This window comes from Ruminococcus sp. AF20-12LB (assembly GCF_003478985.1).
Taxonomy (GTDB): domain Bacteria; phylum Bacillota; class Clostridia; order Lachnospirales; family Lachnospiraceae; genus Blautia_A.
Genome location: NZ_QUGH01000001.1, coordinates 316801 through 332420, shown reverse-complemented (window position 1 = coordinate 332420; position 15620 = coordinate 316801). Strand labels below are relative to the sequence as shown.

Sequence of the window (15620 nt, the reverse complement as noted above, 5' to 3'; positions counted from 1 at the left end):
CTCAAATGACGATTCCTATGTTCTGCATGCTTTCCGCAATGCTGTCCATATCATCATAATTGCAGTTCTCGCTCCACTTCTCTTTGCTCCAAACCTCGATCCGGTTCAGATTACCCGTAAGCACCACATCCTTATCCAGACCAGCGAACTGGCGCAGCGTCTGCGGCACCAGGATTCTTCCCTGCTTATCCAGCTGACATGCTGTAGCTCCGGCTACAAAGAAACGTGAAAAGGTTCTTGCGTCTTTATTTGTAAGTGGTAATGCTCGGAGTTTCTCTTCAAAGGCAACCCATTCATCCATCGGATAAATAGAAAGGCAACCATCCAACCCTCTTGTCAGTACGAACTCTTCCCCTAAGAGTTCCCTGAACCTGGAAGGGATGATCAGACGCCCCTTCGCGTCGATCGTATGATTATACTCGCCCATGAACATGAAACCCACCTACTCTCGTGAAACACGATTCTCCCCTTCGTGTTTCCAGGGCGCAAATGGTGTGTTCTGCCACTCATCCCCATTCGCTACCACTATTCCCCACTTTCTACCACTTATGTAATCATTTTAAACTATTTACCATGAAAAAACAAGTGCATATCCAAGTTTTTTTTCATTTCATGAAATATCCACAGGTTTTTTTTCAACCTGTTTATTTTCTGTGCATTATTATGAAACGAAAAAGCTTCCGGACAGTCGCCGGAAGCTTTTTTCTGACTTTATGTTCTGTTATTTTATGACATTTTAAAGACCTTTGAACGCAAAGGAAAATTTCATCTTTCCATTGGTATCCAGGAGGTATTCCGGATGCGTGCGGGCACCCCAGCTGTCATCTCCTCCAACACCCATCTGCGCCTTTGCAGCACGGACAACGGTATAATGGACTGCCGGAAGCTCATAGGGATGCATGGCATTTTCCATTTCATGAGGAGTATATGGAAGTGCTGAGAACATCATCGGGCCGTTTTCTTTATCCATCTCAAAGAGCATTCCTCTACCCTTTCTGTCTGTGATCTTTGCCCAGCGTACTTCCTCTTTGTTTCCGCATTCCTGCGGCACAAGATAGCGTGCCATATTGTCTGTCACGAGATTCTCATAAATGCCGAGTTTTGCGCCATGCTTCCGGTCTGCATAAGTCTCTGCCGGTCCCAGGCCGTACCACTGAACATGATCATAATCCGCATTGAATTTAAAGAGTACTCCGAACTCCGGCATATCGCCCAGCTCTTTTACAGGATCATAGGTCAGCGTTGTCTTTACTCTTCCATCTCCGGTTACCTCATAGGCAAGGCGGCATTCACTGGCAGGCGTAGTTGGCAGGATGTAGGTAAAAGCAACCTCCACGCTGTTTTCGTGAACCGTTGTCTCCGGAGCATTGGCCGGACCATACATGCCTTTTCGGTAATCCTTATGACTTGCGTACATGCTGGCGATCTTCCACTGTGCATAACGCATCTGCATCAGACTTCCGCAATCATTATCTGTAGGTGCTCTCCAGAAGTTGGGCTTCGGGATCGCTTCGATCATTTCTCTTCCTGCATATTTATACGAAACCAGGCCACCATTGAGAACGGAGAACAGCACTTCGAAATTTTCCCCGCGGACACCGATGTTATGAAGGCTTCTCACAAGCTCCACGCCACACGCAGGAGCTTCCGGTATTCCTTCCACCTGATAAACATGCTGGCCGAAAGCAACCTCATGTCCTGCCTCTGCCCAGAGTGTTTTTTCTCTGAGAAGGAAGGCTACGGTTACCGTATATTCGCCCGGGCGCTGCTGTTTTCCAAATGGAAGTCTGTAGGTCTGTTGGCTTAAAGGCTCCACCGCTGTATCCAGTGTCTCTGTGCGGAGAACATGACCGTTCTTTGCAAGAGTCACTTCACATCGGAATGTGTCCGTATTTACAAAAAGATTTTTGTTGATGATCTTAACCGAATCCTCACTTACCTGCGCAGTGATATTCTGGTAGTTGAATTTTACTTCCTGCATCTTTGGAGAAGCATCTCTGTCACCGCCGTATGCGATACCGTTTCCACTGAAATTATAATCCGTAGGACGTTCACCGAAATCTCCGCCGTATGCCTGGAATTCTTTTCCGTAACGGTCTTTTTTGTAAATAGACTGATCAATGTAATCCCAGATAAAGCCACCCTGATATTTCGGTTCTGTATCTGTAAGATCTGTATATTTATGCATTGCGCCGCAGGAATTTCCCATTGCATGGGTATACTCACAACAGATAAACGGCTTGCTGTCATCCTTTGCAAGGAACTCCCGGATCGCTTCTACGGAAGGATACATCTGGCTTTCCATGTCACTGGTGGCATTGTAGCTGCGGTCATGGATAACCCCCTCATAATGTACCAGTCTTGTAGGATCATTCTTGCGGTAAAACTCAGACATCTCAAAGATATCTTTTCCGCCAAAGGATTCATTTCCACAGGACCAGATCAGGATCGCCGGGTGGTTCTTGTCACGCTGATACATGGAATTTACACGGTCCAGCATCATGCCCAGCCATTCCGGTTTGTTGTGCGGAACGATATCCGTGTAATCTCCGGTAAATTCTGCTATATCCCAGGTTCCGTGAGACTCCAGATTGTTTTCTGCGATCATGTAAATACCATATTCATCGCAGAGACGGTAGATCGGAGATGCATCCGGATAATGACAGGTACGGATTGCATTGATGTTGTTCTGTTTCATGATCACGATGTCTTTGAGCAGTTCCTCACGGGACACATGTCTTCCTGTGACGGAGCTGAACTCATGGCGGTTCACACCCTTGAATACGATACGTTTTCCGTTAAGGGTCATGATACCATCCTTCATTTCAAAACGGCGGAAACCAACTTTCTCCGGGATGATCTCCTGGAGCTTTCCGCTTTCATCACTGATCTCCAGCTCCAGATCATAGAGATTCGGCTCTTCTGCACTCCAGAGAAGGGGATCCTGAATCTCCCAGGTACAGGTATCCTCTCCGTTCAGAGATCTTTCCTCCTGCAAAAGAACCTCTCCCTTTCCGGAAAGTGTAAGCTTCATTTTTCCTTTTCCCCAGGTACTGGTCACGATCTCAAGCTCGGCTTTTCTGAGAGTTTCATCCGGAATGGCACGGATCCTGAGATCATATACATGGACATCCGGTACCGTAAACAGATAAACATCTCTGTAAATTCCGGAAAAACGGTAAAAATCCTGATCCTCGCACCAGCTGCTGGCTGTCCATTTGAACACCTGTGCCGCCAGCTTGTTCTCGCCGTCCTTCAGATATTCCGTAAGCTCAAATTCTGACGGAGTAAAGGAATCTTCACTGTATCCCACAAATTTTCCATTGAGCCACAGAGCCAGTCCGCTCTCTGCTCCCTGGAATGAAACAAATACTCTTTTTCCTTTCATGCTCTCCGGCACATGGAAATATTTCACATAGCTTGCCACCGGGTTAAAACGTTCCGGAATCTGTCCCGGATGAAGTTCTTCATGGCCTTCCCACGGATACTGGACATTGGCATACTGCGGTGCATCATATCCTTCCATCTGGATATGTGCCGGCACATAAATATCCTCCCAGTCCTTGCAGGAATATGCTTCTTCCTCAAAACCTGGGATGGCAGATGCATAATTCCGTGCATAATGGAACTTCCAGAGACCATTCAGGCTGTGACGGAAAGAAGTTTTTCCATCTTCTCTCTCTTCCTCACAGCGATAATACGTATGATCTGAATGAGCATCCATTCTTCCATCGCTGAAATACCGGGGATCTTTTAACAGAGAATGATCAAATCTTTTCATTTTTTCCTCCTGTCCGGCGGCTTCTGTTTTTCTGCCGGATCCTTCGTTTTTTTATGCTATGATCATTATAGTATAATCCACCGGATTATGGTATAATATGTTTCGCCAAAATATATAACATTTAGAAACAGGTGAATATCATGTCGATCTATTTCAGAAATACTCCGGTCAGTGCTCCCTTCATGTTTGAATCTCTTGGGAACCACTGGAATCAGGTTAATATCTTCCGTCCGGACGGATATCCGTATTATCATTACCTCCAGACTGAAAAGGGTACCGGACGCATTGAAGTCCGTGGAAAATTTTACACTCTCGGAGCCAACGAGGGCATCCTCATCGCTCCTGGTGTCCCTCATTCCTATCACAGAGAGTCTACTTCCTGGACCACAATGTTTGCCACCTTCACAGGAACACTGGCAGGCAGCATCCCTTACATGACAGACAACCAGGAAGTGATCCTTGTCGAAAAGGAACAGGGGGCCAGTATCCGGAAAATGATTTCTTCTACCTTGCGTAAATATCATCAGCCCACACCGGATATGAAATCTCTTTCTTCCGACTGCTACAACTTTCTTATGAATTTTACAGACTGTGCAGCTTCTCCGAAGATACAGGATAATCCTCTCTACCAGAGATATGTGATCCCGGTAATAAAAGAAATCGAAACCGGTTATCAGCAGGATATCACTGCAGCGCAGCTGAGCCGGAGCGTTTTTGTCTCTCCGCAGTATCTTTCCCGTCTGTTCCGCCGTTTTATGGGCTGCTCGGTTTACGAATACGTTACCATGTACCGCATCAGCCGCGCCCGTGAGCTTCTGCTTTCCAGACCGGATATGAAGATCCAGGATGTTGCCGGCGCTTCCGGATTTTCCGACGCCAGCCACTTTATCGCCATGTTCCGTAAAGTCACAGGCACAACTCCTCTGGATTTCCGAAAGATGTACTGATATATTCCTGCTGCACAGCACAAAAACTGCCCTGCCGGAAACGTCGCAGAAGACGTTTTCCTGCAGGGCAGTGTTCTGCTGCTCTTATCATTCAAATGCCGGTATCTTATCCTATACTCTGATCCATCAGACAAAAGCATCTGTATCTGTTTGATCTCAGTTTCCGTAATATAATTCCAGAATACGGTCAACTTTTTGGCTGGCTTCCAGATTCTTCAGAAGATCGCTCCTGCTCCTGATCTGGCTGTCCAGCTTCTTCCGTTCCTCCTGCAGCTGCTGCAAAAGTGACGCTTTCCGAAGAGCTTCCTCTTTCTGCTGTATCTCGTTCTGGTCCATTTTTTTCTCCCTGTACAGTCTCTGTTTCCAGATTCTCTGCTGCATTTTCCCGTTGCTGTTCAGCTTCTTTCTCTGCCTGCTGATCTTTCTCGATCCTTCTCATCCGTACTTTTGCCCGCTTTCTGGACATCACGCGTTTTACTGCAACTACCACGGTGCAAAAAACAAAAAGTATTACCGAGATCACCAGCGAAACATCCACGCCGGTTCCCGGAAACAGTACTTTATCTGTGCGGAACCACTGGATCACTGCTCTTCCCAGACCATAGCTCGCCAGATATCTCAGAAATATCTCTCCCTGGAATACTTTTTTGCGAAGCAGCATCATAAGCACCAAAAGCACAAGCAGACACCAGAGACTTTCATAGAAAAACAGGGGCTGTACCAAAATCCAGGTACCACCGTCCACGGTTTGAAGCTTTTCACGCATAGCCGTGGTGACCTCTCCTGCCCGTACCGCAGTCAGCGGCAGCTGCATGGAAAAAATGTTGTCTGCATATTCCCCGAAAGATTCTCTGTTAAAAAAGCTTCCCCACTTTCCTATTATCTGCCCGATCAGAAGTCCCATGCATGCAAGATCTGCCATCTGACAGAAGGATTTCTTTCGGATCCTGCAGTAGATCGCACCACCTAGCACACCGCCCAGAAGTCCTCCATAAAACATAAGTCCTCCGGACCGTATATTCAGAAGCTGTCCCGGATCATTTTTATAAAGGCTCCAGGAAAAAGCTGCATAAAGCAGCCTCGCCCCTGCCACACCGGAAAGCAGCGTTATGATGGCCAGATCCAGATATGCATCCGGATCTTCATGATTTCTTCTGGCTTCCAGTACCACAAAAAAGATTCCCAGAAGCATTCCTATCGCGATCAGGACGCCATAGATTGTGATCTCAAAGCCAAAAATCTCAAAGGATCTCGGCACATAATCCAAAACCAGATTTAATCCGGGAAACCGAATTGACATATCCATAAAATCACCTGTTATAATTTTTCAGCTTACAGCCGGTATTTCACGACGTTGGTGATCACACGTTAAATCTGAATAAGATCACATCTCCGTCCTGTACAACGTACTCTTTTCCTTCCATACGTACAAGGCCCTTCTCTCTGGCACCTGCATAGGAACCGCAATCCAGAAGATCCTGATAATTCACAACCTCTGCTTTGATAAATCCACGTTCAAAGTCTGTGTGGATCTTACCTGCTGCCTGCGGTGCCTTGGTTCCGATCTTGATGGTCCATGCTCTTGTCTCATCTTCTCCTGCTGTCAGGAAGCTCATAAGACCAAGAAGGTGATAGCTTGCGCGCACCAGCTTCTCAAGGCCGGATTCTGTCAGTCCCAGATCCTCAAGGAACATCTTTCTCTCATCCTCATCCAGCTCGGAGATTTCTTCCTCGATCTGTGCACAGATCACAAATACCTCGCTGTTCTGTTTGGCAGCGTATTCCCGTACTGCCTGTACATACTGATTGTTCGCCCCATCATCTGCAATATCATCCTCTGCAACATTAGCCGCATAGATCACCGGTTTTGCAGTAAGAAGATTATAAGTTGCAAGCCATGCATCCTCGTCTTCGTTCTCTGTTTCAAGAGTAATGGCAAGCTGTCCCTCTTCCAGATGCGCCTTTACTTTTTCAAGGAATGTAAGCTCTTTGGCAGCTTCCTTATCCATACGTGCAGTCTTGGTAACCTTGGCAATTCTTCTCTCGAGGATCTCAAGATCAGAGAAAACAAGCTCCAGATTAATGGTCTCTATATCGCGGAGCGGATCAATGCTTCCATCTACATGAACAACATTGGAATCCTCAAAGCAGCGTACCACGTGAACGATAGCATCTACCTCACGGATATTTGCAAGGAACTGGTTTCCAAGTCCCTCTCCTTTAGATGCGCCTTTTACAAGACCTGCAATATCGACGAATTCGATCACCGCCGGTGTTACTTTTTTTGATTTATAAAAATCTCCGAGAAGATTCAGTCTCTCATCCGGAACGGTTACAACACCCACATTGGGGTCAATAGTACAGAACGGATAGTTTGCGGATTCTGCTCCGGCTTTTGTCAGTGAATTGAATAATGTACTTTTTCCTACGTTAGGAAGACCTACGATTCCTAATTTCATCTCTCTATATACGTCCTTTCGATATATTTATTTACAGTATTTTTCAGATACTCTTTAAACAGGCCTTTCCGTTTTTCAGGCCATTCCTGTCCCATATTACCATACACAGCCTGAAATCGCAACTGTGAGGCATTTATTGTTACTGTCAGTCCCTGGACATGATCATCAGAAGCTGCCCGCTTTCATACAGAATCTCTGCGGTTTCTTCCGAAATCTCATTACTGACGGTCAGGCCACTGTCTTCTACTGTCAGATGATATCCGTTCAGAGGATACTTAAATCCCCTCAGAGTGAGGCCTGTCACATCACCTCCCACAGTAAAGAATGAAACATATTTTCCAAACTGCTCCTCTCTGTGCAGTATGGTTCCGCTTTCTGCAAGTGTAATATAATTCCACTGATCTGCGATCGCAATGTGGACACCCTTTTCTTTCCCCATGGAAAGCAGTCCCAGATTCGCCAGCACATGATCCAGCCTTGTGCCGGTAGCTCCCAGGATCAGGATATCCTTTGCACCCCTGCGGATCATCTGATTTACCGCAGACTGTGTATCCGAATCATCCTTCTCAGGCTTCAGCCTGATGATCTCCGGTCCCTTCAGGCTTTCCATGTATTTTTTGCCTTCTTCGGAAAGACTGTCAAAATCCCCTACTGCAAGATCCGGAATAAATTCCCGGTTTTTCATAAACCATTCCATCCCTTTATCTGCAGCAACAAGAGCAATTTTCTTTCCTCGGCTCTCTTCTATTCTTTTTTTTAAAAAATCGAGGGCAAAACCATTCTGGATATTGCCCCCGCTGATTATTATTGTATCGATCATTTTCAGTCCAGCTCTTTTTTGATATTGTGGATTTTTTCTGTAATGTGTCTTACATTGGCTGCCACATCACCCTTAAATACCCAGGAACCTGCAACCATGAGGTTTGCACCTGCTCGCATAACAGTCTCCAGTGTATCATCATTGATACCGCCATCTACCTGGATATCAACATCCAGCTCTTCCTCATCAATAAGCTCACGAAGCTCCTGGATCTTCTCCGTGCATTCGTCCATGTATTTCTGTCCGCCAAATCCTGGCTGAACAGTCATTATCAGCACCATGTCCACATCTTCAAGAAGATGGCTGATGTCATTTACCGGTGTGGATGGCTTGATTGAAACTGCCGCCTTTACGCCTGCTGCCCTGATCTGCTCCAGTGTACGTTCCAGATCCTCACATGCCTCCGCATGTACAGTAATGGAATCTGCTCCGCATTCTACAAAATCGCGGATATATCTTTCCGGTTCTGTTACCATCAAATGTACGTCGAAAAACATGTTGGATTCTTTCCGGATTGATTTGATCACTGGCATTCCAAAAGAAATGCTGGGAACAAAATCTCCATCCATAACATCAATATGCAGATATTCAACGCCTTCCTTTTCCAGAATTTTAATCTGTTCTCCCAGTCTGTTAAAATCTGCTGATAAGATCGACGGGCACAATCGGTATTCCATGACTCAGTATCTCCTTTTCTCTTTTAATTCCTGGTGCAGCTCCAGATAATCTTCATATCGGAGTCTGCTGATCTCATTGTTCTCAAGGGCTTCCTTAACGGCGCAGCCCGGTTCATGTATGTGACGGCACCCCTGAAAGCGGCACTGTCCTTCATATCTTCGGAACTCCGGAAAGTAATCCTTCAGTTCCTGCTCCTCCATATTTTCAATATATAAGGAGGAAAATCCCGGCGTATCCACAAGAAATGTATCCTGCGCCACCGGTATGATCTGTGCATGGCGGGTAGTATGTTTCCCACGCTTCAGCTTTCGGCTGATCTCGCCTGTTTCCATCTCAACCTCTTCCTGAAGAGAATTGGTAAGAGAGGATTTCCCCACGCCGGAAGGGCCGGCCACAACGGTGGTCTTTCCCTGCAGGACCTCTTCAATCTCTGCAAGACCTTCCCCCTTCAGGGCACTTGACAGGATTACCTGATAGCCGCAGCTCTGGTATGTTTCATAGAGAAATTCCAGCTCTTCCATTGTTGCCAGATCTTTTTTGTTAAAACAGATGACTGCCGGAACACCTTCCCTCTCCATCATAATGAGGAAACGATCCAGAAGCATGAAGTTCGGCTTCGGATTATCCATGGCAAAGATCACCAGTGCCTGATCGACATTGGCCACAGCCGGACGGATCAGAGAATTCTTCCGCTTGTGGATCTCCGTCACACTTCCCTCCAGTTCCTTTTCATCCAGAACTGTAATGTCCACATTGTCACCTACCAGAGGCTTGAATTTATCCTTACGGAAAATTCCCTTGGCTCTGCATTCATATGTATTGCCGTCTTCTGCATATACGTAGTAGAATCCGGCAATACCTTTGATTATCTTTCCCTGCATGATCACTCAGCTTTCTTGAATGTAACCGTGTAGGTTCCAAGCTGCTGATAATCCCCGTCTACCTCCTCATAGAGATAGATGGTTCCTGAGGTAATGCCCTCAGCACCTGAGATATTAAGCTGATACGGGAAGCTGATATTCTGTCCGTCAATGATAGTGGATGCCTTAGGCTCACCGTTTACGTCCTGGATCAGTTCCAGACGAATTGCTCCTCCATTGTAACCAGACGGTGTATCCAGTGTCTGTGTACATTTCCAGCCTGTGTTTGCATTGACATCTGCTGTAGATGTAGTTGTGGATGCTGTGCTATCTGTAGATGCTGTGCTGTCCGCAGATGCTGTACTGTCTGTAGATGCTGTGCTGTCTGTGGATGGAGCCTTGTCACCGGAGCTGAGGGTAATGCTGATCGGCTGATCCGGGTCTGCTGCCGCATAGGCTTCCGGATCCTGTGCGATAACTGTACCTGCAGCTTCTGTACTCTGCTGTTCTGTTATCTGAATATCAATAAATTTACCTAAAGTAGTAAGCGCAGCATCCTTGGTCATTCCTACAACACTCGGAACCTCAGCATTATCGCCATAATCAACCCCTCGACTGACTGTCAGTGTTACAGAAGAGCCTGCCTGCACAGAAGTACCTGCTGCCGGCTCGACATTGTAAACATATCCCGGATCTACCAGTGCATATCCGTTGTCATCTGTGTCGCTGTATTCTTTCTGGACATTTACCTGAAGTCCAAGATCTTCCAGAGTCTGCTGTGCATCAATTCCTGTACGTCCATCCAGATCCGGGATCGTAACCTGTGCTGTTCCGGTGCTCACCCAGTATTTCACAGTTGTATTGGCTTCAACCTGTGTTCCCGCTGCTGTCTTCTGACGGGAGATCCTGCCTTTTTCCTGATCAGATGCCTCCTCACCGGCCATCTGGACACCCAGATGTGCATCGTTTGCAAGTGTTTTGGCCTCTTCTTCTGTTTTGCCTACAAGATCAGGAACGGTTGCCAGCCCGTCAGCTGCTGATTCCTGCTTCGCCTCTGCCTTGCTGCTGTCTGCAGTTCCGCTGCTGCCTGTTCCAAACAGTCCTGCGGCACGTCCAAGCACTACCACAAGAACGATCAGAAGGACTGCCCCGCCGATCAGTGCCGCAATAGTCAGGCCTCTTCCGGAACCATGATGCTTCTTTTTCTTTCCGGATCTATGCTCGGATCTCGGTCTGTATTCTTCCTCTGCATCATCGTAATCGTTATCGTCGTATTTTTCTTCCTCAAGTGTAGTGATCTCCGGTTTTGTGATCTGCTTCGGTGTATGTTTGATCTCACCAAGCTCTTCTTCTGAGATCACAACCGTCTTGGCATCGTTGTCAACTGTAGTAAGCTTTACAAAATCGCCCTGGGGATCGATCAGGGAATGTTTCAGGTCCGCGATCACATCCTCCATACGGCTGTAACGACGATCTACACTTTTCTGTGTACATTTCAGAATGATCTGCTCCAAACTGTACGGAAGATCCGGTGTATACACACTTGGCGGGACCATCTCTTCCTGCAGATGCTTGATAGCGATCGCCACAGTGGTATCTCCGTCAAAAGGAACTCTTCCTGTAACCATCTCATACAATGTGATTCCGAGAGAATAAATATCACTCTTCTCATCACTATATCCGCCTCTCACCTGCTCAGGTGAGCTGTAATGTACAGATCCCATTACATTGGAGCTGATCGTATTCGAAGATGCAGCTCTGGCAATTCCAAAGTCTGTCACCTTTACTTTACCATCTGTGGAGATAATGATATTCTGGGGTTTCACATCTCTGTGAACGATACCATGGCTGTGTGCCGCCTCCAGCCCCATAGAAACCTGGATTGCGATACTTGTGGCCTCTTTAATGGAAAGCTTCCCCTTCTTGGAGATGTATTCCTTCAGAGTAATACCCTCGATCAGTTCCATAACAATGTAATAAACACCGCCGTCATCTCCTACGTCAAATACATTGACGATATTCGGATGTGTAAGACCAGCTGCCGCCTGGGCCTCACTTATGAATTTCTTTATAAACGTGGTGTCTTCCCGAAACTCCGGTTTCAGGACCTTCACTGCAACAAAACGGTTCAGCTTATGGTCCATAGCCTTATAGACATCTGCCATTCCGCCAGTTCCGATTTTTCCTACGATCTCATAACGCTCGGCTATGATCATTCCCGTCTTCAACATGCTTCCACCTCATTCGTGAATGGCTCTACCAGTACGACTGCAATATTATCCTTACCACCATTCTGATTTGCTTCCCGAAGGAGCGCACTGCCCTTCTGATCAATATCTGCTTCCGGATCGGATATGATTTCCTGGATCTTCTCATCTTCAACCATATTGCTGAGACCGTCTGAACACATCAGGATCGTACATCCTTTTTCAAGTTTCAGATCAAAGAAATCCACATCCACCGTTTTCTCTGCACCAAGTGCCCTTGTAATGATGTTCTTATCCGGATGATTCCGTGCTTCCGCTTCGCTGATCTCGCCCATTCTCACCATTTCCTGTACCAGAGAATGATCTCTGGTAACCTGGCGGATCCCGTCCTGGATCACATATAAACGGCTGTCACCCACATTGGCTACATAGGCATACTGATCTACAATAGTCGCCACCACCATAGTGGTTCCCATGCCCCGGAGGTTTTCGTCTTCCTGCGCACGGTTTCTGATCTCCGTATTCGCAGCTTCGATCGCATGACGAATAACCTTCACAGGATTGTAATCCGCATCTTCACGGATTTCATCCACAAGGATCCGTACTGCATGTGAGGATGCATAGTCACCGGCGTTATGGCCGCCCATTCCGTCCGCGACTGTGAAAAGATTAGGCAGATTCCCAACCGGACCTTCAGATACAAACACGTAATCCTGATTCATCTTACGCTTCTGCCCTACATCAGTAGCTGAGTATATCCTCATGTCACTTCTCGCTTTCTGTTTTTTCCATGTAACTTTTTCTTAGCTGTCCACAGGCACCGTCGATATCGCTGCCCATTTCCCTTCTAATAGTAACATTAATTCCGTATTTTTCAAGTTTTATTTTGAAATTCTCCACAGCCTGTCGAGTAGACCTCACATAGGAGCGTTCCTTGATGGGGTTGACCGGAATCAGATTTACATGGCAATTGATGCCTTTTATACGGCCGGCCAGCTGTCTCGCATCTTCTTCACTGTCGTTGACACCGGCTACAAGACTGTACTCAAAGGTGATCCTTCGGCCTGTTTTATCAAAATAATTTCTGCAGGCATCCAGAACCTCATCCATGGAATACTTATTCGCGATCGGCATCAGTTCCTGCCGTTTTTCATCATTTGGAGCATGAAGGGAAAGTGCCAGAGTGATCTGAAGCTTTTCTTCAGCCAGATCATACATCTTCGGCACGATCCCGCAGGTAGAAACCGTCACATTTCTCTGACTGATCCCAAGACCGTTTTCGTCGGTAAGGATCCGGACAAAACGGACAAGATTGTCATAATTATCCATCGGCTCACCGGTTCCCATCACAACTACATTGGCCACACGTTCACCGGTATCTGCCTGGATACGGTAGATCTGATCCAGCATCTCGGACGGCTTCAGGCATCTGGTCAGTCCTCCGATGGTAGATGCACAGAATCTGCATCCCATACGGCAGCCCACCTGAGAAGAAATGCACACAGAATTTCCGTGGTGATACCGCATGAGAACACTCTCGATCACATTTCCATCTTCCAGCCGGAACAGATATTTTCTGGTTCCGTCAATTTTTGAGATCCTTACATCTGCCTGGGTCAGCGCTGTGATCGGATAAGCCGAAAGCTTTTCCCTGAGGCTTTTGGAAAGATTTGTCATTTCATCCCAGGAGGTAACCAGCCGCTGGTGAAGCCATGCATAGATCTGTTTCGCCCGGAAAGGCTTTTCACCGATCTTTGTCATGAATTCCTTCAATTCCTCCATGGTCATGGATTTTACATCTGTCATTTTCTGTTATTTCCTTCTGAATCTGGCAATAAAGAATCCATCTGTCTTATGTATTCCCGGCAGAAGCTGCAGATAGCCAAGCTTCGTGGATTTACAGTGCAGTTCCTCCGGAATATACGGATCCAGGCTTTCCAGCCGGTACGGATAGTTCTTTAAAAACCATAATACATTTTCTTCGTTTTCTTCCCGGGCAATGGTACACGTGCTGAAGATCAGCGTTCCATCCGGTTTCACATACTTTGCAGCCTTATCCAGGATCATTCTCTGGAGCATTACGATCTCTTCCTGTTTCTGCGGAGTTGCCCGGTATTTGATTTCCGGTTTCTTGCCGATAACACCATAACCGGAGCACGGTACATCCGCGATCACAATATCCGCAGCCTGTTCGGAATCCGGATCATATACCGTTGCATCTTGAACTCTGGCTTCCACGTTGATCACTCCGGTCCTGTGGATGTTTTCTTCGATAAGATCTGCCTTATACTGACTTACATCTCTGGCATCCACATTTCCGTAATCCCCCATTTTGTCTGCCGCATGGATGCTTTTTCCACCTGGTGCAGCGCACATGTCGATGATATGGTCTCCTTTTTTCGGACTTGCAGCTTCCGCTACGAGCATAGAGCTTACATCCTGCACCAGGATCTTTCCCTGAAGGAAGGTTTCAAGTGTCAGAATATGATTGTAATCGGAAATCTTCAGTGCATAGGGAAGATAAGGAGCCTGTTCTACTGTCACTCCCTGAGACTTCAGACTGGTGACGATTTCTCTCAGAGACGCCTTATGAGTACGGCACCGTACTGTGATCGGTCTTTCTGTCAGAAAATCCTCCAGGATCTTCTCCGTAGTCTTCACTCCGTAGGCTGCTTTCCATTTTTCTACCAGATATTCCGGCATGGAATATTTCACGGAAAGATAACGGACTTCGTTTTCTTCCCTGGAAGGAAGCTCCAGATCACTGATCTCTCTTGCAATCGTACGGAGCACCCCGTTGACAAAGGGCTTTAGATTATAAAAGCCTTTTCGCTGTGCCAGCTTTACCGCTTCATTGCATACTGCACTGTCCGGAACACTGTCCATAAATTTCAGCTGATATACCGCACTTCTCAGGATCTCGCGGATCTGCGGTTTCATCTTGTTTACAGAAACCTTGGAAAAAGAATCGATGACATAATCAATATAAATCCTGTATTCCAGAGTTCCCTCACATACTCTTGTAATAAAGCTACGTTCCTGTTTCGGAAGAAACTGATATTTGGAAAGCGCATTCCGGATCGCAATATGGCTGTGCTCCCCCTCCTCCTCGATCTGTAACAGGATCTCAAGAATCAGTTCTCTGGTATTTACTCCGCTGCTAATCACGATCTCTACCTCCTGCAAGGATAATCAGTCTCAGAAGCTGCAGAATGGATGCCGCCAGAGCTGCCACATAGGTAAGCGCTGCCGCTGTAAGTACTTTTCTTGCACCCTTTTTTTCATCTGCACCTAAGATACCTGTACTTTCCAGCATTTTAAGCGCTCTGGAAGACGCATTGATCTCAACCGGAAGTGTCACCAGCTGAAACAGTACTGCCAGTGAAAACAAAACAATTCCCAGAGTTACCAGCGGATCAATGGAAAAGATCAGCCCTGCGATAAACAGCGGCCACGAAAGCTGGGAACCAATATTTGCGGCAGGTACAATGGCTGAACGGATATTCAGTGGTGCATAATTGATTGCATCCTGGATCGCATGGCCACATTCATGTGCTGCCACCCCCACAGCCGCCAGAGAATTTCTTCCATAAATATCTTCTGAAAGGGAAACCGTTTTCGTTCTCGGATCATAGTGATCCGTAAGACTTCCGCGGATCGGAACCACCTGTACGTCTGTGATCCCTGCTGCTCTCAGGATTCTCTGTGCAGCTTCCGCACCGGTGATGCCAGAATGACTCCGTACCTTTTTATAGACTGCAAAGGTACTGCGCAGCTTTGCGGATGCCGCAAGAGAAAGAAGCATTCCGATCACAAGTAAAAGAATCGTGGGGTCCATTCCCCATCCGTAATAACCATATCCGTACAT

At 46.8% G+C, this 15620-nt stretch carries 13 protein-coding genes; 1 reads left to right on the top strand and 12 read right to left on the bottom strand.

Going from position 1 to position 15620, the window contains the following annotated elements; translation table 11 throughout:
• Position 1: 1 nt before the first annotated feature.
• The gene (gene mraZ / locus DWX61_RS01460; protein WP_118368801.1) at positions 2-433 is read right to left on the bottom strand and encodes a division/cell wall cluster transcriptional repressor MraZ; all 432 of its coding nucleotides are present in this window, start codon (positions 431-433) and stop codon (positions 2-4) included.
• 303 nt (positions 434-736) lie between these two features.
• Positions 737-3781 (bottom strand): beta-galactosidase, LacZ type, encoded by a 3045-nt coding sequence (gene lacZ / locus DWX61_RS01455; RefSeq protein ID WP_118623424.1) that lies wholly within the window; start codon positions 3779-3781, stop codon positions 737-739.
• Positions 3782-3921: 140 nt separating this feature from the next.
• On the opposite strand from lacZ, the gene DWX61_RS01450 reads away from it, so the two are divergent.
• Positions 3922-4728, top strand: coding sequence for a helix-turn-helix domain-containing protein (locus DWX61_RS01450; protein ID WP_118368803.1), 807 nt, complete (start codon positions 3922-3924; stop codon positions 4726-4728).
• Between the two features lie 187 nt (positions 4729-4915).
• Here the strand turns inward: DWX61_RS01450 and lgt are convergent, their stop codons facing one another.
• The 10 genes from lgt to DWX61_RS01400 form a co-directional block, all read right to left on the bottom strand.
• Complete coding sequence (gene lgt / locus DWX61_RS01445) at positions 4916-6034, bottom strand: prolipoprotein diacylglyceryl transferase (RefSeq protein WP_118623422.1); 1119 nt, start codon at positions 6032-6034, stop codon at positions 4916-4918.
• Between the two features lie 55 nt (positions 6035-6089).
• On the bottom strand, positions 6090-7187 hold the full coding sequence (gene ychF / locus DWX61_RS01440; protein ID WP_022426886.1) for a redox-regulated ATPase YchF: 1098 nt from the start codon (positions 7185-7187) through the stop codon (positions 6090-6092).
• Positions 7188-7332: 145 nt separating this feature from the next.
• Entirely contained in the window at positions 7333-8007 is a 675-nt protein-coding gene (locus DWX61_RS01435; RefSeq protein ID WP_118623420.1) for a thiamine diphosphokinase, read from the bottom strand.
• A gap of 2 nt (positions 8008-8009) precedes the next feature.
• Complete coding sequence (gene rpe / locus DWX61_RS01430; RefSeq protein ID WP_015526113.1) at positions 8010-8684, bottom strand: ribulose-phosphate 3-epimerase; 675 nt, start codon at positions 8682-8684, stop codon at positions 8010-8012.
• A gap of 3 nt (positions 8685-8687) precedes the next feature.
• Positions 8688-9566 carry a ribosome small subunit-dependent GTPase A gene (gene rsgA, locus DWX61_RS01425; RefSeq protein WP_118623418.1) on the bottom strand — a complete coding sequence of 293 codons (879 nt, stop codon included), beginning with the start codon at positions 9564-9566 and terminating at the stop codon, positions 8688-8690.
• 2 nt (positions 9567-9568) lie between these two features.
• Entirely contained in the window at positions 9569-11776 is a 2208-nt protein-coding gene (gene pknB, locus DWX61_RS01420; RefSeq protein ID WP_118623416.1) for a Stk1 family PASTA domain-containing Ser/Thr kinase, read from the bottom strand.
• Positions 11770-12516 (bottom strand): Stp1/IreP family PP2C-type Ser/Thr phosphatase, encoded by a 747-nt coding sequence (locus DWX61_RS01415; protein ID WP_118368808.1) that lies wholly within the window; start codon positions 12514-12516, stop codon positions 11770-11772. The genes pknB and DWX61_RS01415 overlap by 7 nt, the downstream gene beginning before the upstream one ends.
• Before the next feature lies 1 nt (position 12517).
• Positions 12518-13558 (bottom strand): dual-specificity RNA methyltransferase RlmN, encoded by a 1041-nt coding sequence (gene rlmN, locus DWX61_RS01410; RefSeq protein WP_110102942.1) that lies wholly within the window; start codon positions 13556-13558, stop codon positions 12518-12520.
• Positions 13559-13564: 6 nt separating this feature from the next.
• Positions 13565-14920, bottom strand: coding sequence for a 16S rRNA (cytosine(967)-C(5))-methyltransferase RsmB (rsmB, locus tag DWX61_RS01405; RefSeq protein WP_330612644.1), 1356 nt, complete (start codon positions 14918-14920; stop codon positions 13565-13567).
• Positions 14913-15620 (bottom strand): zinc metallopeptidase, encoded by a 708-nt coding sequence (locus DWX61_RS01400; protein WP_015526118.1) that lies wholly within the window; start codon positions 15618-15620, stop codon positions 14913-14915. Before DWX61_RS01400 ends, rsmB begins: the two co-directional genes overlap by 8 nt.

Coding starts and splice junctions, on each gene's coding strand:
- DWX61_RS01450 (WP_118368803.1), top strand. CDS start 3,922: ATGTCGATCTATTTCAGAAATACTCCGGTCAGTGCTCCCTTCATGTTT.
- DWX61_RS01435 (WP_118623420.1), bottom strand. CDS start 8,007: ATGATCGATACAATAATAATCAGCGGGGGCAATATCCAGAATGGTTTT.
- mraZ (WP_118368801.1), bottom strand. CDS start 433: ATGTTCATGGGCGAGTATAATCATACGATCGACGCGAAGGGGCGTCTG.
- DWX61_RS01415 (WP_118368808.1), bottom strand. CDS start 12,516: ATGAGGATATACTCAGCTACTGATGTAGGGCAGAAGCGTAAGATGAAT.
- ychF (WP_022426886.1), bottom strand. CDS start 7,187: ATGAAATTAGGAATCGTAGGTCTTCCTAACGTAGGAAAAAGTACATTA.
- rsgA (WP_118623418.1), bottom strand. CDS start 9,566: ATGCAGGGAAAGATAATCAAAGGTATTGCCGGATTCTACTACGTATAT.
- pknB (WP_118623416.1), bottom strand. CDS start 11,776: ATGTTGAAGACGGGAATGATCATAGCCGAGCGTTATGAGATCGTAGGA.
- lacZ (WP_118623424.1), bottom strand. CDS start 3,781: ATGAAAAGATTTGATCATTCTCTGTTAAAAGATCCCCGGTATTTCAGC.
- rlmN (WP_110102942.1), bottom strand. CDS start 13,558: ATGACAGATGTAAAATCCATGACCATGGAGGAATTGAAGGAATTCATG.
- lgt (WP_118623422.1), bottom strand. CDS start 6,034: ATGGATATGTCAATTCGGTTTCCCGGATTAAATCTGGTTTTGGATTAT.
- DWX61_RS01400 (WP_015526118.1), bottom strand. CDS start 15,620: ATGTACGGATATGGTTATTACGGATGGGGAATGGACCCCACGATTCTT.
- rpe (WP_015526113.1), bottom strand. CDS start 8,684: ATGGAATACCGATTGTGCCCGTCGATCTTATCAGCAGATTTTAACAGA.